The organism is Caballeronia sp. GAWG1-1 (assembly GCF_023631465.1).
Taxonomy (GTDB): Bacteria; Pseudomonadota; Gammaproteobacteria; order Burkholderiales; family Burkholderiaceae; genus Caballeronia.
Map to the genome: position 1 here is coordinate 201,107 of NZ_JALQDB010000014.1, position 22,070 is coordinate 223,176.

Below are 22,070 nucleotides of genomic sequence, written 5' to 3' on the forward strand. Positions count from 1 at the left end.
GCCTTGGTAAAGCCCGTTTGAAGCCCTTCTGATGCGGGTTTCGGCAAGACTTAAGGCTATTCCGAGTAATTTTTGATTATACGGGATTCGCGGTGCCGAACCGGGGCGCGGCAGGCGTCTGCAACGGATAAAGCGCCCTCGCGCGCCTGTCCGTTCTATGCGACAGTCGCGTGGTCAGAAACCAAATCCGAGACGAGAGACACGACGCATGGGAGCACTCAGCCATATCCGCGTACTCGACCTGACCCGCGTGCTCGCGGGACCGTGGTGCGCGCAGACGCTCGCCGACCTGGGCGCGGAGGTCATCAAGATCGAGCGGCCCGAAACCGGCGACGACACCCGTCACTGGGGCCCGCCCTATCTCAAGAAGCCCGATGGCGAAGACACGCGCGAGGCCGCCTACTATCTCGCGGCGAATCGCAACAAGCGCTCGGTAACGGTCGATATCGCGAGCGACGAAGGTCAGCGGATCGTGCGCGCGCTCGCCGCTCGAAGCGATGTCGTGCTGGAGAACTACAAGGTCGGTCAGTTGAAGAAGTACGGGCTCGACTATGAATCGCTGAAAGAAGTGAAGCCGGATATCGTCTATTGCTCGGTAACAGGCTTCGGGCAGACCGGGCCATATGCGGAGCGCGCGGGCTACGATTTCATCATTCAGGGCATCGGCGGCTTCATGAGCATCACCGGCGAGCGCGACGGACAACCCGGCGGCGGTCCGCAAAAGGCAGGCGTCGCCATCGCCGACCTCATGACCGGCATGTACGCGACAGTCGGCGTGCTGGCGGCGCTCTCGCACCGGGATCGCACGGGCGAAGGGCAATATATCGACATGGCGCTGCTCGACGTGCAGGTCGCCATGCTCGCCAACATGAACACCAACTATCTCGCGAGCGGCAAGCCGCCGGTGCGCTGGGGCAACGCGCATCCGAACATCGTGCCGTACCAGACGTTTCAGACGAGCGATGGCTGGATCATCGTCGCGGTCGGCAACGACGGGCAGTTTCGCAAGTTCGTCGAGGCAGGCGCATGCGCGCATCTCGCCGACGATCCGCGCTTCGCGAAGAACCCGTCACGCGTGCGCAATCGCGACGTGCTCGTGCCGCTTCTCGCCGACATGGTCGCCACGCGCGGCAAGCACGAATGGCTCGCCGCGCTGGAAGCGGCGGGCGTGCCGTGCGGCCCGATCAACGATCTCGGCGAAGTGTTCGACGACCCGCAAGTGCTGGCGCGCGGGATGCGTATCGATCTGCCGCATCCGGAAGGCGGCGACGTGAAGCTCGTGGCAAGCCCCATCAAGATGAGCGCGACGCCGCCCGAAGCACGCACGCATCCGCCGATGCTCGGTGAACACACCACGAGCGTGCTCAAGGACGTGCTCGGTTACGACGATGCGCGCATTACGCAGTTGCGGGAGGGCAAGGTGATTTGAGCGCGATACGCCGGTATCAACGCGTTCCCGCGCCGATCAGCCCGCCGGCCGCCGCCCCGGCGATGGTCCCGAGCGGCCCGCCCGTGAGCACGTAGCCGAGCGCCCCGCCCGCGCCCGCGCCGATGGCCGCGTGAGCCTGCTGACGCGACACGCCCGCGCAGGCTGTGAGGCTCGTCACGAGCGCGGCCACCGCCGCGAGCTTGATGATCTTGTTCATGGTCGAATTCCCTGTGTTGTCGTTGTGTTGTCGTTGTGATGTCTTGTAGTCGGCACCGCTTGCCGGCTTGCAACCCGACCGGCGAGCCGATCATAAAAGCCCGCGCGCCCCGCCCACAACGCGATTTACCTTCCGTTACCCTCGTTACGGTGGCCGAATAAGTGCTTCACAGGTGTAACGCGGGAGCCGGAATATGCAGGCCGATCCGCAGCGCATGGAAACGCGGCATCGGCGAAACCCGCGAGCGCCTGCCCGCGCGGGTTGCGTAAGGTAGAATCATCCCGATATACCTAGCATTCGAACGCGTTCCGAGCCGCGAGGAACGTTTCCCGAACCGATCACACGCGAGCGCATCCGTTGGCACTTCTTTTCGCATGAACACCGATCGCAACGACGCCCCGGCGCCATCCAATTTCATTCGCAACATCATCGAAGACGACAACCGTTCAGGTAAGTGGTCGCAGCGTGTCGAGACCCGCTTCCCACCCGAGCCGAACGGTTATCTGCATATCGGTCACGCGAAAAGCATCTGCGTGAACTTCGGGCTGGCCGCGGATTACGGCGGCGTATGCCATCTGCGTTTCGACGACACGAACCCCGAGAAGGAAAGCGTCGAGTACGTGGATTCGATCATCGACGCGGTCGAGTGGCTAGGCTTCGAGTGGAACAAGGACGGCCGCGAACACAAATACTTCGCGAGCGACTACTACGACAAGCTGTACGAATGCGCCGAGCTGCTCATCAAGAAAGGCCAGGCCTACGTCGATAGTCAGACCGCCGAGGAAATGCGCGCCACGCGCGGCTCGGCAACCGAAGCGGGCATCAACTCGCCGTATCGCGACCGCACGCCCGATGAAAACCTCGACCTCTTCCGCCGCATGAAGGCGGGCGAGTTCAAGGAAGGCGAGCACGTGCTGCGCGCGAAGATCGACATGGCGGCGCCGAACTTCAACATGCGCGATCCGGTCATCTACCGCATCCGCTTCGCGCACCACTACCGCACGGGCGACAAGTGGTGCATCTATCCGATGTACGACTACGCGCATTGCGTGTCGGACGCGCTCGAAAACATCACGCACTCGCTGTGCACGCTGGAGTTCGAGGATCACCGGCCGCTCTACGACTGGTTCCTGGCGCAACTCGCCGACGACGGCGTGTTTGCGCGTCCGCTGCCGCAGCAGATCGAGTTCTCGCGCCTGAATCTCACGTATGCCATCACGAGCAAGCGCAAGCTCCTGCAACTCGTGCAGGAGAATCACGTGGACGGCTGGGACGACCCGCGCATGCCGACCATCGTGGGCGTGCGCCGCCGTGGCTTCACGCCGGAAAGCATCCGCTTGATGGTGGAGCGCGTGGGCGTGACCAAGGTCGATTCGTGGATCGACATGAGCGTGCTCGAAGGCGCGCTGCGTGACGATCTCGACGAGAAAGCCCCGCGCGCAATCGCGGTGCTCGATCCGCTCAAGCTCATCATCGACAATTATCCGGAAGGACAAAGCGAGGAATGCAGCGCGCCCGTGCATCCGCATCATGCTGAACGCGGCACGCGCAAATTTCCGTTCTCGCGCGAATTGTGGATAGAACGCGAAGACTTTCAGGAAACGCCGCAGAAGGGCTACTTCCGCCTTTTCCCCGGCAACAAGGTGCGGCTCAAGTACGGCTTCGTGGTGGAGTGCACGGGCGCGGACAAGGACGAGAACGGCAAGGTGATCGCCGTGCATTGCAACTACTTCCCGGACAGCAAGTCGGGCACGGACGGCGCGAACGCGTACAAGGTCAAGGGCACGATCCACTGGGTTAGCGCCGCGACGGCCTACGCGGCCGAAGTGCGGATCTACGACCGCCTGTTCAAGGAGCCGCAACCGGGCGCGGGTGGCGCGGAGTTTCTGGATGCGTTGAATCCGGATTCGAAGCGCATCGTCAATGCGTTCCTGGAACCCAGCGCGCGCGAAGCCAGCGCCGAAGACCGCTTCCAGTTCGAGCGCCACGGCTATTTCGTCGCGGACCGTCTGGATTCGCAACCGGGCAAGCCGGTGTTCAACCGTATCGTCAGCTTGCGCGATAGCTGGGGCAAGCCTGCCTGAGCGTCGCAACTTTAGTTGCAGAGTAACGGGCGCCGCACGCAAGAGGCGGCGTCCGGTCCCGCATCCGCGGTGCGAACAAGACAAACAGAGGGCCAGCAACACGCGCTTCCAGCGAGGACATCCATGAAGCAGTACTCAAGCGCGCCGCGAGCGGGCGCGTTCCGGGTCATTGTCGGAAACGTTTGCATCGCGACGTCCGCCGCGCTGACTTTCTGCTCTCCGGCATGGGCCGCCACGGCGAAAGAGCTCGCTTCCGCGCAGGCCGCCGTCGATCAGCTTCCGCCTTCCGCCACGCTGCGCAAGATCGCCGAGAACGGCGCGATCGTCCTGGGCGCGCGTGAATCGTCGGTGCCGTTTTCTTATCTGAACAAGCAGCAGCCGGTCGGCTACTCCTACGACATTGCGCTCAAAGTCGTCGATGAAGTGAAGCGCCGGCTCAACATGCCGAATCTCACGGTGAAGAACGTGGTCGTGACCTCGTCGAACCGCATCTCCTACGTGGTGAACAATCAGGTCGATCTGGAATGCGGCAGCACCGCGCATCTGGCCGAGCGCGATCCGCTGGTCGCGTTTTCCAACAGTTTCTTTTTGTACGGCATTCGCATGGTCGTGAAGCGCAAATCGGGCATTCGCGATTACGACGATCTCGCGGGCAAGACCGTCTCCACCACGGCGGGCACGTCGGACGAACGGCTGCTGCGGGAGATGAGCATCGAGCGCAAGCTGAATCTGCGTATCATCAGTGCGCGCGATCATGCCGAGGCATTTCAGGCGCTCAAGAGCGACCGCGCAGTCGCCTTCGTGATGGACGACCCGCTGCTCTATGGCAAGATCGCGCAGGAAGGCGTGGCGCGCCGCGACTACATGGTGACGGGCGAATCGCTTTCCAATGAATCGTACGGCTGCATGATGCGCAAGGGCGATCCCGAGTTCAAACGCATCGTCGACGATGTGATCGCCGGCATGCAGCGATCGGGCGAAGCGAAGAAGCTCTACGACACCTGGTTCATGCAGCCCATTCCGCCGGACGGCATCAATCTGCAGTTTCCGTTATCGGCGGACATGAAAGCGCTGTTCGCCAATCCGACCGACCATCTTGCCGAATGAATTCAGAGTGTGTCGTGCAGTTCGGCCAATGACAGCGTGGTTTGAAAGAGCTTCGCGAGGCTGCGGCTCGCGAAGCTGTCCACGTCGGCGGGACTGACCCAGCGATAGCCGTCCATCTCGGGAATCATGGTGCCGTCGCTGTAGCGCGGAAAATACGACTCGCACACGCAGTCTTCGAGCTTCACTTCGTCGTCGCTCACGCGCACGGCGAAGAGATGCAAGTCCTTGTCGCGACGATACACAAAGCGTCCGAGGTCTTTGAGACGCGCGGCCGGCAGCACGATGCCCGTCTCCTCGCGCAACTCGCGCAAGGCCGCGTCGATAGGCGCCTCGCCGGGATCGCCCTGTCCTTTCGGCACGTCCCAATGCGTGGTCTCGGTCGCGTGGCACAGGAGCACGTCGCCCCGCGGGTTCAGGATCACCACGCCGCACGATACGGTACGGGCGGTCATCGCGCGACGGCTCCGTTCAACATGCAAACCCGCACGTCATTGCTTCTTGAGTTGCCACTTGCCGCTCGCCTGCTTGCAGGCAGACGGCGTCCAGGTCTGCGTCTGCCCCTTCGCAATGGCCACGATCTCGACCTTGCGGCACTTAAGACCGGCGTCTTCGAAGGTATCGCGCGGCGTGATGGTGCCGTGGACCGGCACCGTATTGCCCGCGTCCTTGTTGTCCCAGTCTAGCGATTCGCCGTCTTTCTTGGTCTCGAGCGCGGTCTGCGCGGCGCGGTTGAGCGCCTGCAAGTCGCGCTGCTTCATGTAAGTGATGGGCGTGTTGTTCAGAAAACCGAGATTGGCCGCAAACGCCGAAGCGCTCGCGGCGACGAGCACGGTGGCCGTCAATGTCCGGATGCAGGCGCGCGCCAGCGGTCGATATTCGATCGGCATAGATTCTCCTCGTTGCAATGCGTTCGATACGGCGCCGTAGACGAGGCGCGTATGACGAGCGGCGGCAAAGCGCGCGCTCGGGCCTTTGAGGGCCGCAACGAGGATAGCATGACACAAGGCGATCGGCCGCCTTGCGGGCTATATCGCGGGCTTTAGTTCGATGCCGCCTTCATGTCCTGGATCGCCGTGCCCTTTTGCGAATTCTTGTCGGTGGCGGGATCGTAGCCGTCGGTGAGCGTGCCGAGGAAGGCGACCACGTCCTTGATCTCGGCTTCGTCGAGTGCGGGCTTGTCGCCGCGCTTGCGGTCGAACGGCGCCTCGGTATTCACGTTCTCCCAGTACTTGCGCGGCAGATCGTCGAACTTTTGCACCGCGCCCTTCTTCGAGACCGGATAGAACTTCTCCGGGTTCGTATCGCGCTCGACATAGAAGCGCACGACTTCATCGAGCGAATGATAGATGCCGTTGTGGAAGAAGGTCTTGCGCGTCGCCACGTTGCGCAGCGACGGCGTGCGAAAGAGTCCGCAGAACTCGTCGCGGCCCTTCAGATCGGTGCGCTCGGGTCCGCATGCGCCCAGATCGTGAAAGTTCGGATTCTTGTTGATCGGCAATGCGCGATTGCGCGGCACGCCGACGGCGATCAGGCCGAAGTCGCTGAACTGCGGCGGTGTGCCGTCCTTCGCGCGCTGGCTGATATGACACGCCGCGCAATTGCCCTTGCTCTCGTCGTTGAAGAGCTGCAGGCCGTGCATCTCGGCGTCGTTGAGCTTTGCGCGGCCGGCAAGGAACGCGTCGAACTTGCTCGTATAGGGGAAGAACTTCTGCGGCATCTGCTCGAACGCTTCCAGCGAACTCAGCACGGAGGCGAACAGACGGTCGTCGCTATCGAATACGCTCGCACCGAACGCGCGGCGGACATCGTCCGCATAAGGCGCCGCCCGGACCGCCGCCGCGACCTTGGCGGGCGTGCTGCCCATCTCGAACGACGACAGCAGCGGAATGCGCGCCTGGTCCGCGCCATGGTCCACGCGGCCGTCCCACGTCAGCCCGCCGGTCGGGCCGGCATCGACACTTTCGTCGCCTTCGTCGTCGGAATCGTGGAAGTGCTCGGCGAATTGCGGCACGGACTGCAAGTACTTGAGCGACGGCACCGCCCGAAAGCCTGGCCGATGCATATCGCTGCCGCCCAGCTGCACGGAGAACGCGTTAGGCGGACCAAAAGCATGACTCGGACTATGACAGGACGCACACGCGAGCTTGCCGGAGCCTGACAGCGACGGGTCCATGAAGAGCTTCTCGCCGACCGTCTGCATTGCCTTCACTTGCGCGAAAACCTCCGCGCGCGACTGCCCTTTCGATGGCGCGGCTTGTGCCGGAGCCGTTGCCAGATCGGCTGCGTGGGAATCGCATCCGCTCAACGCGACGGATGAGGCGACCAGCAACAGGGAACATAAAACGAACGGCAGACGCATCGAAGGCATGGATTGCGGACGCATGAAATTGAAAGATGCCGCAGGGTATGACGCTCATGTGTCTCTCATGTGACAAGCGCCGACGCCGTCATACGGAGGGCACCGCATGATGGTTATTTCACCAACCTTACGCATTCGAAAGCGTTATTACATGTTCGCGTAATTGATCGTGGTCACACTTCGCACGCCGGCACTAAAAGGCACTTGAAGGCGTTTGCCGAAGTCGCCTGCATTCGGCGCCGGCTCCCCAACACAAGAGAGACCTCGATGAACAAGAAACTCGTTTGCGCAGTGCCGCTCGCATCGGCGCTGGCAATCGGCTTATACGCATGCGGCGGCGACGACCACCACGACAACGACATCTCGTCGGTGAAAAACGTCGTGGTCATCTACGCGGAAAACCGCAGCTTCGATAACCTCTACGGCAGCTTCCCCGGCGCGAACGGCTTGCAGAGCGTGACGGCGGCAAGCGCGCAGCAGCTCGACCGCGACGGCAGCGTGCTGCCGACCCTGCCGAAGATCTGGACGGGTCTGACGGCAACGGGCGTGACGCCTGCCGTCACCGAGGCGATGACGGCGAATCTGCCGAACGCGCCTTTCGCCATCGACGATCCGGCGGGCTTCAACACGCCGCTCTCGCTCACGACGCGCGACCTGTATCACCGCTTCTATGAAAACCAGATGCAGATCGACGGCGGCAAGAACGACAAGTTCGCCGCATGGGCGGATTCGGGCGGCATGGTGATGGGTCACTACAGCACGCCGCCGCAAAAGCTGCCGCTGTGGAAAGTCGCGCAGCAATACACGCTCGCCGACAACTTCTTCATGGGCGCGTTCGGCGGTTCGTTCCTGAATCACCAGTGGCTGGTTTGCGCGTGTACGCCGGTTTATCCGAACGCCGACAAGAGCGTGGCGAAGGCGTCGATCTCGGCGGTGAACGCGGATGGCGTGTCGCTCACGCTGGCGTCGAACTCGCCGGCCTCGGCGCTCACGGGCATTCCGAAGTTCGTCAACTCGGGCAATCTGACGCCCGACTTCTACGCGATCAACACGATGCAGCCGCCGTATCAGCCGAGCGGCAACACGCCGCCGACGGGTGGCGATCCGACGCTTGCCGACCCGAACGCCGCGACGACGCTGCCGCCGCAGACGCAGCAGCATATCGGCGACCTGCTGAACAACGCGGGCATCAGCTGGGCATGGTATGGCGGTTCGTGGGGCGCGGCGCTGGCGAGCCGTTCGGTGATCGGCGGCTCGGTGAATTCGGTGCCGAACTTCCAGACGCACCATCAGCCGTTCAACTACTTCGCCGATCTCGCGCCGGGTTCGACCAACCGCGCGCAGCATTTGCTCGACGGCGGCACGAACGGAACGGAGTTCATCAAGGCGATCGACGCGGGCACCTTGCCGCAAGTCTCGTTCTACAAGCCGCAGGGCAACCTGAACGAGCACGCGGGTTATACGGACGTGGCCTCGGGCGATCAACACATTGCCGACTTGATCACGCATCTGCAGAACAGTCCGCAGTGGAAGAACATGGTCGTGGTCGTGACGTACGACGAAAACGGCGGCTTCTGGGATCACGTCGCGCCGCCGAAGGGCGACCGCTGGGGTCCGGGCACGCGCATTCCGGCGCTCATCGTCTCGCCGTATGCGAAGAAGGGTTTCGTCGATCACACGCAGTACGACACGACGTCGATCCTGCGCTTCATCACGAAGCGCTTCTCGCTGCCGACGTTGCCGGGTCTGGCTTCGCGCGATGCCGCGTTGAAGGCGAACGGCGCGCCCGCAATGGGCGACCTGACGAACGCGATGAACTTCTCGCAGTGATAAGTCTCCGAGCTTGACCGACGGGCCGCCTCTTGCGGCCCGTTTTTCATGCGCCCGCGAAAAGCGACGCCAGATCGCTGCTGCGCTGGCCGCCCGCCTCGGTCAGCACGCGCGCCTCGAGTTCATCGATATGCTCGCGCATGACGGCAAGCGCGGTGTGCAGATCGCCGGCTTCAAGCGCATCGACGAGACGCCCGTGTTCGTCGGATGCGCAATTCGACACCTTCGACGGATCGAACAACGCTTTATACAGCTCCGTCCTGGCGACGAGCCGCGCGAGAAACGCCTCGACTTCCGGCGTGCCCGCAAGCTGCGCAAGCAGCAGATGGAACTGTCCCGCGAGCCGCACGCATTCTTCCACGACGCCGGTTTTGAGCGCGCGCTGCTCGCTCTTCACATGCGCACGCAACGCACGCTTTTGCGGCGTCTTGAGCGCGCCGCACAGGCTCGCCACGATGCCCGCCTCCACCACTTGCCGCGCGCGATAGACCTCGCGAATATCATCGACGGAAGGCGACGGCACGAACGCGCCGCGATTGACTTCGAGCGTGAGCTTGCCTTCCGCGCCAAGCCGCGCGAGCGCCTTGCGAACGGCGCCGCGCGTGCAGTCGAACGCCGCCGCGAGTTCGCGCTCGACGAGTTGCGCGCCCGGCGCGAGCTTGCCCTGCAAGAGCGCGGAAGCGACCGCGCCGTAGACGCGCTCTTCCGGTGAAATGTCCTTTTGCGATGCCATGAATGCGTGCGGTGCTTGTTGTTGATCCGCATTGTAGCGAGTGCCCGGCAAATACGGGTTATCAGCGATGCCGCGATTTTGGTTGACCAATATTTGCTAAGATGGTCAACCAAACAGGAGGCTCTCGGGTATGGAACCGGCAATCTGGATTATCGGCGCACGGCCGTTCGGCGGCGATCCCGTGGACGTCTGCGTGCGCGCGCGCACCATCGATTCCATCGCGCCGCATGGCGAGAAGACGCCTGTCGCGAGCGATACGGTCGTCGACGGCGCGGGCATGTTGCTGCTGCCTGGCTTCGTCGAAGGCCACACGCATCTCGACAAGACCACGTGGGGCATGCCGTGGTATCGCAATGCGGTGGGGCCGCGTCTTGTCGATCGCATCGAGAACGAGCGGCGCTGGCGCGCCGAAAGCGGTCACGATGCGGCCGAAGCGTCGCGCGCGCTCGCGCTGGCATTTCTGCATCAGGGCACGACGCGCATTCGCACCCACGTCGATATCGATACAGACGCCGGCCTGCGTCATCTGGAAGGCGTCGCCGCCACGCGCGCCGCGCTCGCTGATGTGCTCGACATGCAGATCGTCGCGTTCCCGCAATCCGGCGTGACGACGCGCGCGGGCACGCGCGAGCTGCTCGATACCGCATTGCGAAGCGGCGCGGACGTGCTCGGCGCGCTCGACCCGGCAGCCATCGACGGCGATCCCGCTCTCTCGCTCGACATCACCTTCGCGCTCGCCACGAAGCACGACAAGCCGATCGACATTCACCTGCACGAACCCGGCGATCTCGGCGCCTTCACCTTCGATATGCTGCTCGATCGCGTGAAGGCGCTTGGCTTCGAGGGGCGCGTCGTCGTGAGTCACGCGTTTTGTCTGGGCCAGTTGACCGATGCGCGGCGCCACGCGTTGCTCGAACGCATCGCGCGCCTGAATGTGGCGCTGCTCACCACGGCGCCCGCATCCGTGGCCGTTCCGCCGTTTCGCGACGCGCGCGCGGCGGGCGTGACGCTCTTCGGCGGCAACGACGGAATCCGCGATACATGGACGCCCTTCGGCTCGCCCGACATGCTCGAACGCGCGATGCTGATCGCAATGCGTTTCGACCTGCGCCGCGACGACGATCTCGCCGCAGCCTTCGCATGCGTATCGAGCGAAGCGGCACGCGGTTGCGGCTTCGCGGATTATGGCCTTGCCGCGGGCATGCGCGCGGACCTCGTGCTCGTCGATGCCGAAACGGTCGCGCAGGCCGTCGCCATGCGCCCCGCTCGCCGCTTCGTGATGTCGAACGGCACGATCATTCCCGCGGACTTCACGCGATGAAAGCACGCGCATCGAACCTTGTATGGCTGGCGGTGATCGTCGCAATCGGTTTGAATCTGCGGCCGCTGCTCACGTCGATCAGTCCGCTGATGAACGTGATCCTGCCCGCCACCGGCTTGTCGTTTCGTGGCGCTTCACTGCTCACCGGCCTGCCCGTGGTCGCCATGGGCGTCTGCGCATTCGGGGCGAGCGCGCTGACCCGGGCTATCGGCAATGCGCGTGGCGTGGCTATCGGGCTCGTGGCGATCGTCGCGGCGTGCGCGGCGCGTGTTTTCGCGGGCGAAGCGGCGGCGTTGATCGCAAGCGCGGCGGTCGCGGGCACGGGCGTCGCGGTCATTCAGGCGCTTCTGCCCGGTGTCATGAAAACGCGCTTCGCCGCGCGCCTGCCCTTTGCGATGGGCCTCTACTCCGCATCGATCATGGCGGGCGGCGGACTCGGCGCGAGCATCACGCCCAACGTGGCCGCGCTCGCAAGCTGGCAAACAGGTCTCGCTGTCTGGGCGATACCCGCGCTCATCGCGCTCGCGTTGTGGCTGCTTCTGATGCGCGCGGATGCCTTGCCTCGTCCCGCCGTCACACGCGATACGACTTCTAAGCCTTCGCTCTTTTCGAATCGTCGCGCGTGGGCGCTCGGCGTGTTTTTCGGGCTCGTCAACGGCGGCTATACGAGTCTTGTCGCGTGGTTGCCCGCGTACTATCAACAACTCGGTCAGGGCGTCCGCGAAAGCGGCACGCTGCTCGCGTTGCTCACGGTGTTTCAGGCGTCGTCCGCGCTGCTCTTGCCGATGGCGGCCGCTCGCTTCGGACGCGCTCGCGACCGGCGCGCGTGGATCGCAGCCGGCCTTGTCGCTCAACTCGCGGGATTCGGCTTGCTGCTGCACGCGCCGCTCGCGTTGCCCGTTCTGGTCGTGGCGTTGCTCGGCGCGGGACTCGGCGGCGTGTTTTCGCTCACGCTCGTATTGACGCTCGATCACGCCGACGACCCCGAACTCGCCGCGCGTCTCGTCGCGTTCGTGCAGGGCGTGGGTTTCGTGATCGCGGCGGCAGCGCCGGTGATTGCCGGCATCGTGCGCGACGCAAGCGGCGGCTTCGCGATGTCGTGGGCCATGCTCGCGGCGAGCCTCATCGCGATGATCGCGCTCAATGCCGTGTTCGGCCCGCTGAGCTATGCGCGCGCGATGCAGCGTCAGCGTGCGGACTTCAACGCACCGCGTGGCACGCGAAGTATTCGTCGAGCAGATCCGTCATCTGCCACACGGGGCACGGGCGGCGGCAATGCCCGTCGTAGCCCGCTTCCTTGAGACGCCCGAGCGGCTCTTCGGGAAGAAAGCTGCTCATCGCGATGATCAGGCGGCCCGCGTCGTCGTCCTGACGGCGCACTTCGCGCACGAGTGCATAGTTGGCGCAGCCGCCGATGCGCGTATCCAAGAAGACCAAATGCGGTCGCCACTCCTCGACGATGCCCTTGAGCGATGTCGCATCGATGGCAAGCTGCGTTGGAAATCCCTTCAGCTCGAACAACGACACGAGCGATATGCCGAGCGCCCGCTCCGCGTACGCGACGAGCACGCGCCGCGCATCCGGCCGCACCCGCAGCTTTTTGCGATTCCAAAGCGAGCACTGAGCTGGACTGGTTTCGTATGCTCGATTATTCACGTCATCCTCTGGCGACACAGGTTTGCCAGCCGCACACGCGGTGCATCCAATGCGCCATGTTGGGGCGCAAATGCATCCTGGGTGTGCAGCGCAAGTGTTGTACGAACCGGTTAATCCAGCCAAAGCCAGCCAATTTCAGCCGGAGCCTTGGCCCGTGGGGCGTTCGTCGGCGCGGTGAAGCAACGTGAGAAAACATAGGGCAGGAAGCGGGCCAGAACGAATGCCGACCCCGCGCGCAAAACCGCTGAAATGTCTGACTAATTCGCGCTAATCGGACGAAAAAGCACATATCGTTTTTTCTTGACGTGCTCTCGAAACCAGCCTATAACCATCCATATGGATGGTCAACGGATGGAAAAAACGAACTCATGGCGAGGCAAATCTTGGATGCCGCACGTTCCAAAGGCGGCGAAACGGAAAAAATCACGATCAATCTTGGCCCGGTGGATCTCGGCCAAATCGATCTGCTCGTGGAAGAAGGTTTCTATTCGAACCGCACGGATCTGATCCGTACGGCTATCCGCAATCAGCTCTCGGTGCATGCCGTGGTCGTCAAGGAAACGGCGACGCGGCGCGCCCTCGTGCTGGGACTTCAATACTTCTCGAAGCAGGATCTGGAAGCGGTGCGCGCGGCCAATGAAAGGCTCAAGATTCAGGTACTGGGTCTTGCCAGCATTGCCGCCGACGTCTCCCCGGAACTTGCCCTTGCCACCATCGAATCGATACTGGTTCGCGGTGCGCTGCACGCATCGCCGGCTGTGAAAGCGGCGCTTGCAGATCGAATCCGCTGACCTGCCGATGCAGGCCGGAAACGACTACGGAAAACATGATGAAACTGAACGAAGGATTTCTCGACTCCATGAAAGAGGCGTTCGAACGCTTTCGCAAAAGCGACAGCAGCGGCGCCGTCGAAGTCGTCAAGCGCGCGATGCGCGGCGCCACGCACGCAACGCACGCGTCTGACGCATCGGATGCTTTCGTCAAAGCACCGCCGCAACCAGCGCCCGCCTCTGCACCGGACGCCGAAGATCGCGGACACTTCAGCACGCGGCGCTTCACGGGCGCGGCCGGTCAGCGCGACTACAAACTCTACGTGCCGGCCGGTTATCGCGATGAGCCGTTGCCGCTCATCGTCATGCTGCACGGCTGTACGCAAAACGCCGACGACTTCGCGGCCGGCACGCAAATGAACGCGCTTGCCGACGCGCACGACTGCATCGTCGTCTATCCGGTTCAGCCGCAAAGCGCGAATCCGTCGAAGTGCTGGAACTGGTTCAAGTCGTCGGATCAGCAACGCGACGGCGGCGAACCGTCGATCATCGCGGGAATCACGCGTGAAGTCATGGCGAGTCATCGCGTGGACCCGAAACGCGTCTACGTCGCGGGCTTGTCCGCCGGCGGCGCAATGGCGGCGATCATGGCGCAGCGCTATCCGGATCTCTATGCAGCGGCGGGCGTGCACTCCGGCCTTCCCGTGGGTGCCGCGCACGATCTGCCGTCCGCGCTCGCAGCAATGCGCGGCGGTCAGGGCAACGCCGCGAACCAGCGCGCGGGAGGCGGAGCGCAGTGCTCGTTGATCGTCTTTCACGGCGATGCCGACGCCACGGTGAATTACGCCAACGCCCGCAAGCTCGTCGACGACTTCACCGCAAGCGGTTCCGACCGCGAGATGCACGACGGCATTTCCGGCGCACGCGAATACACGGTCCAGCGCTTGAAGTCGGCCAACGGGAAAATCGCGGAGTTATGGACCATTCACGGCGCGCCGCACGCATGGTCAGGCGGCAGCACGCGCGGAACCTACACCGATCCGGCCGGACCTGACGCTAGCGCCGAGATGCTGCGTTTCTTCCTCGCGCATCCGAGGAGTTGATCGCCGCGCAACGGTTCGGGCGGCGCAGTCCGCGCGGTCCGGATTCGGGTCTTTGCCGCGGCGAGAGTCATGACGTCGCTGGGGGGCTTGAACCAATCGCTGCCTCGACACATGTCCCTGACGTTTCAGAGGTCGAGAAACGAGCGCAGCTTGTCGGCGCGGCGGGGATGCATCAGCTTGCGTATGGCCTGGCTTTCTATCTGGCGAACGCGCTCGCGCGATACGCCCAGATGCGAGCCCAGTTCGCCCAGTGTGAATTCGGATACCGTGTCTATTCCAAAGCGCATGCGCAGCACGCGCGCCTCGCGTGGCGAAAGCGCGTTGAGCGCGTCGTCGATGGCGGCGCGCATGTCCGCGTGCACGGCGGCATCGAGCGGCGATTGCGCGTTCGTGTCCTCGATCATGTCGCCGAGCGTGGCGTCGGCGTCATCGCTTGCAGGCGTTTCCAGCGAGATGAGATGCAACGCGATCTTCTGGATGCCGCTGATTCTCTCCTTCGGCAACTCCATGCGTTCGGCGAGCACCGCAGGCTGCGCGGGCCGTCCGGTCTGCTGCATGATCTCGCGTGAAATGCGATTGAGCCTGTTGATGGTTTCGACCATGTGCACCGGAACGCGAATGGTGCGCGCCTGATCCGCGAGCGCGCGCGTGACCGACTGCCGAACCCACCACGTCGCATAAGTCGAAAACTTCCAGCCACGCCGATATTCGAACTTGTCGACGGCTTTCATCAGACCGATATTGCCTTCCTGAATCAAGTCCAGAAAGTGCACGCCCCGGTTCACGTATTTCTTGGCAATCGAAATGACGAGGCGCAGATTGGCCTCGATCATCTCGGCCTTCGCGCGTCTCATGCGCGACTCGGCCGCGAGCATCTGACGGCTGGTTTGCTTGAGCCTTTGCAACGGCATCGCGGCGCTCGATTCAAGCTCGATCAGCTTGTACTGCTCGGTCTGGATGGCCGGAAGACTGCGGTAGAGCGACGCGCCGTACTCATGCGAGTTCGCTGCCGCAGCCGTATTGGCGGTCCACTCGAGATCGGTTTCATGACCGGGAAACGACGCCACGAATTGCTCGCGCGGCATGCCGCAATAATCGATCGCAATGGACGATATGCGCCGCTCGACCATGCGAACTTGCGCGACTCGCTGCTGCATGTCGGCACAAAGACGATCCACGGTCCGGTTGGTAAAGCGAATGCGCGCGAGTTCGGTGCGGATGCTCGTATCTGCAAGCGGGCTTTGGATTGCATCGACAGTCATGCGGTCGAAGGATTTTTCGACACGTGCAAAGATGGCCAGGCTGTCGCTCGTGAGCCGACTCAGCCTTTCCTGCTCGGCGCGATCGGAGTCTTCGAGACTGGTTTCTTCGTCGGCATCGCTCGGTGCGTTCGACTCACTGGACTCATTGGGCGCATTGGGCGCCTGCGCGAAGGGCATTGCGTCCACATCGTCCTTGTCGTCGATGCCATCGACGAATTCATCGATCGACAGCGTGCCCGCCTCGACCTGCGCCGCGCTGGCAAGAATCAGCGAGATGGTCGCGGGGCACGCTGCAATTGCCTGGATCATCTCGTGAAGACTGTCTTCGATACGCCGCGCAATCTCGATCTCCGCCGCGCGCGTCAGCAATTGCTTCGCGCCCATTTCGCGCATATACATGCGCACGGGATCGGTCGTGCGGCCGAATTCGGAATCCACCGTCGACAAGGCGACTTCGACATCCTCGTCGGAGTGGTCCTCGAGCATGGCGACGGCGGTCGCGTCGTTCAGAAGCAGGGTTTCGGTGTCGGGCGCCTGTTCAAAGACCGCGACGCCCATGTCGTTGAAGGTTCGAGCAATGGCTTCGCGCGCGGCTTTTTGCGCGAAGTCGCCGGGAAGATGGTCGTTGATCTGCGCATGCGTGACGAAGCCCTGGTCCTTGCCCATCTGGATGAGCGCGCGTATTTCACGCTGCCGCGTGTCGTCTTGTGCGGCTTCGGCGTAGGCATCCGCCGAAACGACGGCAAGCGCCGGCTTGCCCTTGCGCACGCGTGAGGCGCGCGCTTTCTGCATCGTCCTGATGGGATTTTCAGGCAGGTCTTTCGTCGCGTCTTCCTGATTGAAACTGACCATTCTTTCTCCGCTGCAAGCATGCTTGGCGATGTGAGACGTTAGCCAGAGGCACGAAGGCCTGCGCAGACGGAATCACGGGGTTTCAATAGACCCGATGCGGACACTAGCCGAAGCGAGCGTCGAGCCAGTCTTGCGCCCACTTTTTAGCGAAGGCGACTGCATCGTCACGCGAGTCGAAGCCAGCGAGATCGCCGCTCGACAGGACATCGGATTCGCTGCCGTCCGCGTTGGTGGTGATGATTCGCGCATGCGCCATATATTCTCCGTCGGCCCTGCGCGGTGTTGGGTCGATGCGAAAGCGGGCTCGCGTAATCTCCATGGCGTCTCCTGGTTGATTGCCGTGAGGCGCCCTGGCATCACAGCTCTTAGCTAAAGCACATTCAGGCTTGCGGAAAAATCATGCAGGCCCGACGTCTCCCGATCTGCTCGATCGATCATTCAGTCGAAAAACGTTCTGTCTTGCGGACATTGATCGATCATCTGTTCCGCATAAGCAGTCGATGCGCGGCGCGCGTCACCCGCGCTTTGAAAAGGCTCGTCCATGCTGAGCCTGAAGACACGACTGCGCGCCACGCCAGTCTCGACTTGCGGTTCCTGGATGCGCACGGCGGCGTCGAATCCCTCGTCGTAGTTATGACCATGACCGGAATCTGCGGGCCTATGCGAGAAAACGAGCGGATAAATTTCAAGGCCGCGATATAGGCGAAATTCAACTGTCATGGGATGACCTCGCGCCGCCGTGGGCGGCATATCAATGATGGAGCGTGGAGCAATATCGGCGCTGTTCGCGATGTCGGCGACGTCTATGCAACTGACCGCAACGACTGACCGCATTGCACGGTCTACGATAATAGGCCGATCCCGTCAGGGCCCACCGTTGAGAGCAACGTATGCGGTTTTCACACAAAGTCGCGACTCAATCGGCCAAGCCCATCCTACGCGCTTTAGTGATTTTGTACAGCGAAAGTTTCAGTACCGGCCTCAATGATTTTATCTGTCTATCATCGCGCGACCCGCATCGCGCACCCCGCCAAAAAGCGCGCGAACTCACCCGACCGAAAGCGCGTCATGTTCCGCATCTTCCGGTGTCGCGGCTTCGAAATACATATGGCGCTGACGTCGTTTGCGAAAGACTTGTATGACGTGAGTTTGCGGATCAAGCACAGCGGCAACTCGAGTATGCCCGGGCAGTGCGGCAGCGATCACGCGCGGCTCGTCCTGTCTCATCGCCGAAAGCGCGGGACAAGCCGCTATCGACTTTTTGCCCCGGCCAATAGCCGCGAAGCAGCCGCCCGAAATGTCTTGACCCTGCCGAATTGACTGCGTATCGTCGGCTGGACACGCTTCGAATTTATCTTTTGCCCGCGCGCCTTTGCAGCTTTCTGCCCTCCCCTTGAATGCGCTTCTCTTTCTCGGCTTGAACGGTCGACAGGATAATCGGGGAGTACTGATGAATATCGACGCGGTATTTCGACTTGTCCCGAGTTCACATCGCTGATGCGTGGCGCCGATGTTTTCTTCACGCTTGCTTGCAAACGCGCGGCAAGAAACGCAAAGCGCCATTCGATCACATCACGCCGTCCCGACTCTGATGAATACCGACTCCATCGAACTCTATGTAAGCCCGAACGGCGATAAATGGCTGTTGCATACCGGCTCGGACAAAATGCCCGTGGTTCGACATGTGCCGAATGCCGCATCGGGAGGACGCGTATCCGAGTTATCGCTGGATGCGTTTTTGTCTTCGGGTGAAGCCGCGCCGCAGCGTGACGCTTTGCTTGAACTCGTCGGGAGAATGATTCCGCGCGAGCAACCCAATACGCCCGCCACGTTCAAGCCCGCGGCCGAAGCGCTGCTCCTTACTGCGGCCCGGGTCCGCACGTTCGTGCAAGAGCGTCATCTAACGAATGCGAGTGGCTTTTTCTTTGCTCGCGATCAGCGCCTGTTTCTCGTCACGAGCCGTCACGTCGTCACCGATAAACCGAGCCAGCATTTTCCCGATCGTATCGAGATCGAACTGCACACAGACCGCGACAACCTCGGTGCATCGACGTGGTTCAACCTGCCGCTCTATGCACAGAGCGTGAGTCTCTGGCGCGATGGGTCGGACGACGGCGGCGCGATCGACGTCGCCGTGCTGGAAATTCGTCGCGACCGGTTGCCCGTAACGGCGGTGTTCGAGGCGTTCGGGCCGGAGCATCTTCCCTCGCCCGACGATGTCATGCCAACGGGCGCGTCCGTGCTGATCGTCGGCTTCCCGCTTGGTTTTCACGACTCGCTGCATCATTTGCCGGTGGTGCGCCAAGGCATTATCGCGTCGGCATTCGGCCTGCGCTTTCAGGGCAAGGGATGCTTCATCACGGATGCACGCACGCATCGCGGAACGAGCGGCGCGCCTGTGGTCATGAGCAATCCGTCGATGGCGAACACGAGCACGGGCGCGAGCTTGCCGTGGGTGTTGCTCGGCATTCATTCATCGACCATCGACATGGGAACAAGAGATGTCCACGCCGATGAAAGCCTCGGTCTCAACAGCGCGTGGTACTCGGACATTCTGATGACACTGACGAGCGATCATCCGCGCGTGGCGAAGGAACCAGCCGAAAAGACATGATTCGATTCGGATCGCCAAGTAAGCATTCCGCTCGCAGCGGATGACGAAATTCACGCTTGGCGAGTGCGACGAACACAGCGAATGGTCGTCGAAAATACGGCGGAGTGATTTGCAAAAAGATGCGCCTGAACGCGCTTCGGAACAACCGCTGATTCTGGCCCGCCCTACACGACTCGAACGTGTGACCTACGGCTTAGAAGGCCGTTGCTCTATCCAGCTGAGCTAAGGGCGGTTACGAGGAACCACTTGAGACATGGGCGCGTGGCAGGCCAAGCGAGACCGGCCGCACCCAAGAGAGCGAGGATTTTACCTCAATCCGCAAGCGGCGCGGCCAGACTTGATTACAACGGCTGCGGATGCATCATGAACCATCCGAAGAAGAAGATGCCGGCGATCACGCAATACACGCCGAACGATGCCAGCTTGCCGTGACCTTCGAAATAACGCATCAGGAAACGCACGCTCAGATAAGCCGCGATACCCGTCAGCACGCCGCCGAGCAACGCATCGAAAAGCTGACCGGGCGCGTGAAAGAGCTTCGGCAATTCGAGCACGCCGGCCGCGAAGATGATCGGCGTGCCAAGCAAAAACGAAAACTCCGCCGCCGCTTCAGCCGTCAGGCCCGCGCCGACACCCGCGATGATCGTGAGACCGCTGCGCGAGAAGCCGGGAATCAGCGCGCCGATCTGCGCAAGACCCACCAGAAACGCCTGCTTGAACGTGAGCTTTTCGGGCGCGCGTGCTGCACGGGCGCGTTGCAGCTTGTCGCCGAACCACAGCAACACGCCATTGACGATCAACGCGGCCGCCACGATACGCAGATCGTGAAACAGCGCTTCGAGCCGCTTTTCGAGCAACAGCCCGACGATGCCCGTCGGAATGGTGCCGATGATGAGCGCCCACATCATGTGACCGTCGTCGTTGCGGCGACCGCCGAGCGAAGCGAACCAGCCGCCGATCAGCGCGACCCAGCGCTTGCGGAAGTACCACAGCAGCGCGAGGGCGGTGCCGAGATGCAAGGCGACGAGAAACGGCAGCAGTTGCGGCGCGTGCTTGTCGATATGCATGCCGATCAAGCCGGGAACGAGCAGCGTATGTCCAAGGCTACTGACCGGAAAGAGTTCGGTCACGCCCTGCAGCACGCTCAGAAAAATAAGAAACCAGAGAGTCACGCGTCGGTCCTTTTCATGAAAGAGGAAGGAAGACGCGCCGCGGAGTGCTTTCCTCGCTCCAAAGCGCAAGGCCGAAGGCGGCGAGACGAAGATCGAAGGGGATGAGGAAATGGTGCGGCGCGCAAGTCGGGACCGATTATGCACAGCCGTAGTTGGACCGCCAAGCGGAAAACGTACAAACGCGTGCGACAGGCGTCACCGATCGATAAACGTCAGCGAAACCGAATCAATCAGTAATTTATAAGAAAGCGATATCGAATCAAGCCGAAAGAACCTCGACGAGCAGGCGGCGCGCTGCTCAGCCCTTCAGCTTATAAAGAAAGATTGCCGTGCTCGCGCCGAAGAGGCCGAACATCGCGACGCCCATTGCCATCGCCAGATCCATGGTGACTCCCTGTCCGTCTGATTTCCAACATTCGGTTGCTATAACAACACATCGTCAGATGAGACGGCAGTCGCAATTTCCCGCAAAGGGTTTCTCCGTAGGACAAAGCAAGGCAGAATCGTCGGGGTTTCAAGGCCCGTTTTCAGCGCGATCATCATTTCACCGGAGCGTCTTCGCACCATGTCATCTCAACCAGACGTGATTCATATCGAGCGCGATGGCGCCGAAATCCTGCTCGCGCCGAGCGCCGGCGGCCGCCTCATGACGTGGCGAGTGAACGGCGAGCCCGTCATCCACTGGCCCGATGCGCCCGGCTGGAGCAATCCGCCCAAGATTCGCGGCGGCAATCCGCTGCTGTTTCCGTTTCTCGGCCGGCATTTCGTCGACGGCGAAATCAACAAGTGGCGCGATCAGGACGGCGTCGTCCACACGCTCTCGACACACGGCTTCGCGCGCGACCTGCCGTTCTCCTGTACGCGCGATGCCGACGGTCACGGCCTGCGCATGACGCTCGTCGACAGCGACGCCACGCGCGCAGGCTATCCGTTCGCGTTCCGCTTTGAGGCAGCGTACCGGCTCGTCGATGCCACGACTCTCGAAGTCGAACTCACGACATCGAATCCCGGCGAACTGGCGCTGCCCTATTACGCCGGGCATCACTTCTATTTCCATCTGCCGCACGATCAACGGGCACAAAGCAGCGTGGAGCTGCCGCGCACCGAGCGCCGGCATCAGTTGCCCGGTGGCGCGATCAGCGAGGCGACGCCTGGCTCGCCGCGCTACTCGCTGGGCGACGCGAGCATCATCGACAACTTTCATTGCTTCACGGGTCCTTCCGATCAGCCCGTGCGCCTGAACATGCCGGGCCTGAAGCGCACCGTGAGTTTCGAGCTGCATCAGCCCGATTCGGTGCCGTGGTTTGCCGTCACGACCTGGACCGAGGCGGATACATCGGACTTCTATTGCGTCGAGCCGTGGATCGGCTTGCCCGATGCCATCCATAACGGTCTTGGCCTGCGCTGGCTCGCGCCGGGCAAAACGGAGACCGCGTTGCTCAGGCTCGCCGTCACGCGCGCCGACTAAACGTTGCAAACGGCTTTCTGTCAGGGGAAACCCGAAACGGTAAAATCCTGCCTTCGATCCGCCGCGCAAAATTTCAAACGCCCGTCGCGCGGC

General features: G+C 62.4%; 21 protein-coding genes and 1 tRNA gene. 11 read left to right on the forward strand and 11 right to left on the reverse strand.

Annotation, left to right across the window (positions count from 1 at the left end):
* The first annotated feature begins 208 nt into the window (after window positions 1-208).
* Window positions 209-1,429: a CaiB/BaiF CoA transferase family protein gene (locus tag NCT03_RS09575; protein ID WP_250492603.1), complete on the forward strand. Its 1,221-nt coding sequence runs from the start codon at window positions 209-211 to the stop codon at window positions 1,427-1,429.
* Window positions 1,430-1,445: 16 nt separating this feature from the next.
* Here NCT03_RS09575 and NCT03_RS09580 read toward each other — a convergent pair whose 3' ends face one another.
* Window positions 1,446-1,646 (reverse strand): ornithine carbamoyltransferase, encoded by a 201-nt coding sequence (locus NCT03_RS09580; RefSeq protein ID WP_244825697.1) that lies wholly within the window; start codon window positions 1,644-1,646, stop codon window positions 1,446-1,448.
* A gap of 374 nt (window positions 1,647-2,020) precedes the next feature.
* Here NCT03_RS09580 and NCT03_RS09585 point away from each other — a divergent pair, with 374 nt between their 5' ends.
* Together NCT03_RS09585 and NCT03_RS09590 are read left to right on the forward strand one after the other, a co-directional pair.
* On the forward strand, window positions 2,021-3,730 hold the full coding sequence (locus NCT03_RS09585; protein WP_244825698.1) for a glutamine--tRNA ligase/YqeY domain fusion protein: 1,710 nt from the start codon (window positions 2,021-2,023) through the stop codon (window positions 3,728-3,730).
* 123 nt (window positions 3,731-3,853) lie between these two features.
* On the forward strand, window positions 3,854-4,837 hold the full coding sequence (locus NCT03_RS09590; protein WP_250492604.1) for a transporter substrate-binding domain-containing protein: 984 nt from the start codon (window positions 3,854-3,856) through the stop codon (window positions 4,835-4,837).
* Between the two features lie 2 nt (window positions 4,838-4,839).
* Here the strand turns inward: NCT03_RS09590 and NCT03_RS09595 are convergent, their stop codons facing one another.
* From NCT03_RS09595 to NCT03_RS09605, 3 genes are all read right to left on the reverse strand, one after another.
* The gene (locus NCT03_RS09595) at window positions 4,840-5,289 is read right to left on the reverse strand and encodes an NUDIX hydrolase (RefSeq protein ID WP_250465229.1); all 450 of its coding nucleotides are present in this window, start codon (window positions 5,287-5,289) and stop codon (window positions 4,840-4,842) included.
* Window positions 5,290-5,325: 36 nt separating this feature from the next.
* A complete protein-coding gene (locus tag NCT03_RS09600) occupies window positions 5,326-5,724 on the reverse strand; it encodes an RT0821/Lpp0805 family surface protein (protein ID WP_250492605.1) in 399 nt (132 codons plus the stop codon).
* Between the two features lie 152 nt (window positions 5,725-5,876).
* The gene (locus NCT03_RS09605; protein WP_250492606.1) at window positions 5,877-7,220 is read right to left on the reverse strand and encodes a cytochrome-c peroxidase; all 1,344 of its coding nucleotides are present in this window, start codon (window positions 7,218-7,220) and stop codon (window positions 5,877-5,879) included.
* Between the two features lie 243 nt (window positions 7,221-7,463).
* Here NCT03_RS09605 and NCT03_RS09610 point away from each other — a divergent pair, with 243 nt between their 5' ends.
* On the forward strand, window positions 7,464-9,026 hold the full coding sequence (locus tag NCT03_RS09610) for an acid phosphatase (RefSeq protein ID WP_244825704.1): 1,563 nt from the start codon (window positions 7,464-7,466) through the stop codon (window positions 9,024-9,026).
* Between the two features lie 46 nt (window positions 9,027-9,072).
* Here NCT03_RS09610 and NCT03_RS09615 read toward each other — a convergent pair whose 3' ends face one another.
* Window positions 9,073-9,759, reverse strand: coding sequence for a GntR family transcriptional regulator (locus NCT03_RS09615; RefSeq protein WP_250492607.1), 687 nt, complete (start codon window positions 9,757-9,759; stop codon window positions 9,073-9,075).
* A 130-nt stretch (window positions 9,760-9,889) separates the two neighbouring features.
* On the opposite strand from NCT03_RS09615, the gene NCT03_RS09620 reads away from it, so the two are divergent.
* Window positions 9,890-11,080, forward strand: coding sequence for an amidohydrolase family protein (locus NCT03_RS09620; protein WP_250492608.1), 1,191 nt, complete (start codon window positions 9,890-9,892; stop codon window positions 11,078-11,080).
* Window positions 11,077-12,381: a cyanate transporter gene (locus NCT03_RS09625; RefSeq protein ID WP_250465233.1), complete on the forward strand. Its 1,305-nt coding sequence runs from the start codon at window positions 11,077-11,079 to the stop codon at window positions 12,379-12,381. The genes NCT03_RS09620 and NCT03_RS09625 overlap by 4 nt, the downstream gene beginning before the upstream one ends.
* Here NCT03_RS09625 and NCT03_RS09630 read toward each other — a convergent pair.
* Window positions 12,281-12,736 carry a response regulator gene (locus tag NCT03_RS09630; RefSeq protein WP_244825711.1) on the reverse strand — a complete coding sequence of 152 codons (456 nt, stop codon included), beginning with the start codon at window positions 12,734-12,736 and terminating at the stop codon, window positions 12,281-12,283. The two genes, NCT03_RS09625 and NCT03_RS09630, sit on opposite strands and share 101 nt — an antisense overlap.
* A 368-nt stretch (window positions 12,737-13,104) precedes the next feature.
* On the opposite strand from NCT03_RS09630, the gene NCT03_RS09635 reads away from it, so the two are divergent.
* Both NCT03_RS09635 and NCT03_RS09640 read left to right on the forward strand, forming a co-directional pair.
* Window positions 13,105-13,527 carry a ribbon-helix-helix domain-containing protein gene (locus NCT03_RS09635; RefSeq protein WP_244828079.1) on the forward strand — a complete coding sequence of 141 codons (423 nt, stop codon included), beginning with the start codon at window positions 13,105-13,107 and terminating at the stop codon, window positions 13,525-13,527.
* Window positions 13,528-13,565: 38 nt separating this feature from the next.
* Window positions 13,566-14,609, forward strand: coding sequence for an extracellular catalytic domain type 1 short-chain-length polyhydroxyalkanoate depolymerase (locus tag NCT03_RS09640; RefSeq protein ID WP_250465306.1), 1,044 nt, complete (start codon window positions 13,566-13,568; stop codon window positions 14,607-14,609).
* Window positions 14,610-14,734: 125 nt separating this feature from the next.
* On the opposite strand, the gene rpoD is transcribed toward NCT03_RS09640, so the two are convergent.
* The 3 genes from rpoD to NCT03_RS09655 form a co-directional block, all read right to left on the reverse strand.
* Window positions 14,735-16,723, reverse strand: coding sequence for an RNA polymerase sigma factor RpoD (rpoD, locus tag NCT03_RS09645; protein ID WP_250492609.1), 1,989 nt, complete (start codon window positions 16,721-16,723; stop codon window positions 14,735-14,737).
* 103 nt (window positions 16,724-16,826) lie between these two features.
* Window positions 16,827-17,042, reverse strand: coding sequence for a hypothetical protein (locus NCT03_RS09650; RefSeq protein ID WP_244825715.1), 216 nt, complete (start codon window positions 17,040-17,042; stop codon window positions 16,827-16,829).
* Window positions 17,043-17,161: 119 nt separating this feature from the next.
* The gene (locus NCT03_RS09655) at window positions 17,162-17,443 is read right to left on the reverse strand and encodes a hypothetical protein (RefSeq protein WP_244825717.1); all 282 of its coding nucleotides are present in this window, start codon (window positions 17,441-17,443) and stop codon (window positions 17,162-17,164) included.
* A 348-nt stretch (window positions 17,444-17,791) separates the two neighbouring features.
* Here NCT03_RS09655 and NCT03_RS09660 point away from each other — a divergent pair, with 348 nt between their 5' ends.
* On the forward strand, window positions 17,792-18,043 hold the full coding sequence (locus NCT03_RS09660) for a hypothetical protein (RefSeq protein WP_250465235.1): 252 nt from the start codon (window positions 17,792-17,794) through the stop codon (window positions 18,041-18,043).
* A gap of 271 nt (window positions 18,044-18,314) precedes the next feature.
* The gene (locus NCT03_RS09665) at window positions 18,315-19,337 is read left to right on the forward strand and encodes a S1 family peptidase (protein ID WP_250465236.1); all 1,023 of its coding nucleotides are present in this window, start codon (window positions 18,315-18,317) and stop codon (window positions 19,335-19,337) included.
* Window positions 19,338-19,492: 155 nt separating this feature from the next.
* Here NCT03_RS09665 and NCT03_RS09670 read toward each other — a convergent pair.
* Window positions 19,493-19,569: transfer RNA gene (locus NCT03_RS09670), tRNA-Arg, on the reverse strand.
* Between the two features lie 109 nt (window positions 19,570-19,678).
* The gene (locus NCT03_RS09675; protein ID WP_244825722.1) at window positions 19,679-20,509 is read right to left on the reverse strand and encodes an undecaprenyl-diphosphate phosphatase; all 831 of its coding nucleotides are present in this window, start codon (window positions 20,507-20,509) and stop codon (window positions 19,679-19,681) included.
* 565 nt (window positions 20,510-21,074) lie between these two features.
* Here NCT03_RS09675 and NCT03_RS09680 point away from each other — a divergent pair.
* A complete protein-coding gene (locus NCT03_RS09680) occupies window positions 21,075-21,977 on the forward strand; it encodes an aldose epimerase family protein (protein WP_250492610.1) in 903 nt (300 codons plus the stop codon).
* Window positions 21,978-22,070 lie beyond the last annotated feature (93 nt).

Coding starts and splice junctions, on each gene's coding strand:
- NCT03_RS09575 (WP_250492603.1), top strand. CDS start 209: ATGGGAGCACTCAGCCATATCCGCGTACTCGACCTGACCCGCGTGCTC.
- NCT03_RS09580 (WP_244825697.1), bottom strand. CDS start 1,646: ATGAACAAGATCATCAAGCTCGCGGCGGTGGCCGCGCTCGTGACGAGC.
- NCT03_RS09585 (WP_244825698.1), top strand. CDS start 2,021: ATGAACACCGATCGCAACGACGCCCCGGCGCCATCCAATTTCATTCGC.
- NCT03_RS09590 (WP_250492604.1), top strand. CDS start 3,854: ATGAAGCAGTACTCAAGCGCGCCGCGAGCGGGCGCGTTCCGGGTCATT.
- NCT03_RS09595 (WP_250465229.1), bottom strand. CDS start 5,289: ATGACCGCCCGTACCGTATCGTGCGGCGTGGTGATCCTGAACCCGCGG.
- NCT03_RS09600 (WP_250492605.1), bottom strand. CDS start 5,724: ATGCCGATCGAATATCGACCGCTGGCGCGCGCCTGCATCCGGACATTG.
- NCT03_RS09605 (WP_250492606.1), bottom strand. CDS start 7,220: ATGCGTCCGCAATCCATGCCTTCGATGCGTCTGCCGTTCGTTTTATGT.
- NCT03_RS09610 (WP_244825704.1), top strand. CDS start 7,464: ATGAACAAGAAACTCGTTTGCGCAGTGCCGCTCGCATCGGCGCTGGCA.
- NCT03_RS09615 (WP_250492607.1), bottom strand. CDS start 9,759: ATGGCATCGCAAAAGGACATTTCACCGGAAGAGCGCGTCTACGGCGCG.
- NCT03_RS09620 (WP_250492608.1), top strand. CDS start 9,890: ATGGAACCGGCAATCTGGATTATCGGCGCACGGCCGTTCGGCGGCGAT.
- NCT03_RS09625 (WP_250465233.1), top strand. CDS start 11,077: ATGAAAGCACGCGCATCGAACCTTGTATGGCTGGCGGTGATCGTCGCA.
- NCT03_RS09635 (WP_244828079.1), top strand. CDS start 13,105: ATGGCGAGGCAAATCTTGGATGCCGCACGTTCCAAAGGCGGCGAAACG.
- NCT03_RS09640 (WP_250465306.1), top strand. CDS start 13,566: ATGAAACTGAACGAAGGATTTCTCGACTCCATGAAAGAGGCGTTCGAA.
- rpoD (WP_250492609.1), bottom strand. CDS start 16,723: ATGGTCAGTTTCAATCAGGAAGACGCGACGAAAGACCTGCCTGAAAAT.
- NCT03_RS09650 (WP_244825715.1), bottom strand. CDS start 17,042: ATGGAGATTACGCGAGCCCGCTTTCGCATCGACCCAACACCGCGCAGG.
- NCT03_RS09655 (WP_244825717.1), bottom strand. CDS start 17,443: ATGACAGTTGAATTTCGCCTATATCGCGGCCTTGAAATTTATCCGCTC.
- NCT03_RS09660 (WP_250465235.1), top strand. CDS start 17,792: ATGTTCCGCATCTTCCGGTGTCGCGGCTTCGAAATACATATGGCGCTG.
- NCT03_RS09665 (WP_250465236.1), top strand. CDS start 18,315: ATGAATACCGACTCCATCGAACTCTATGTAAGCCCGAACGGCGATAAA.
- NCT03_RS09680 (WP_250492610.1), top strand. CDS start 21,075: ATGTCATCTCAACCAGACGTGATTCATATCGAGCGCGATGGCGCCGAA.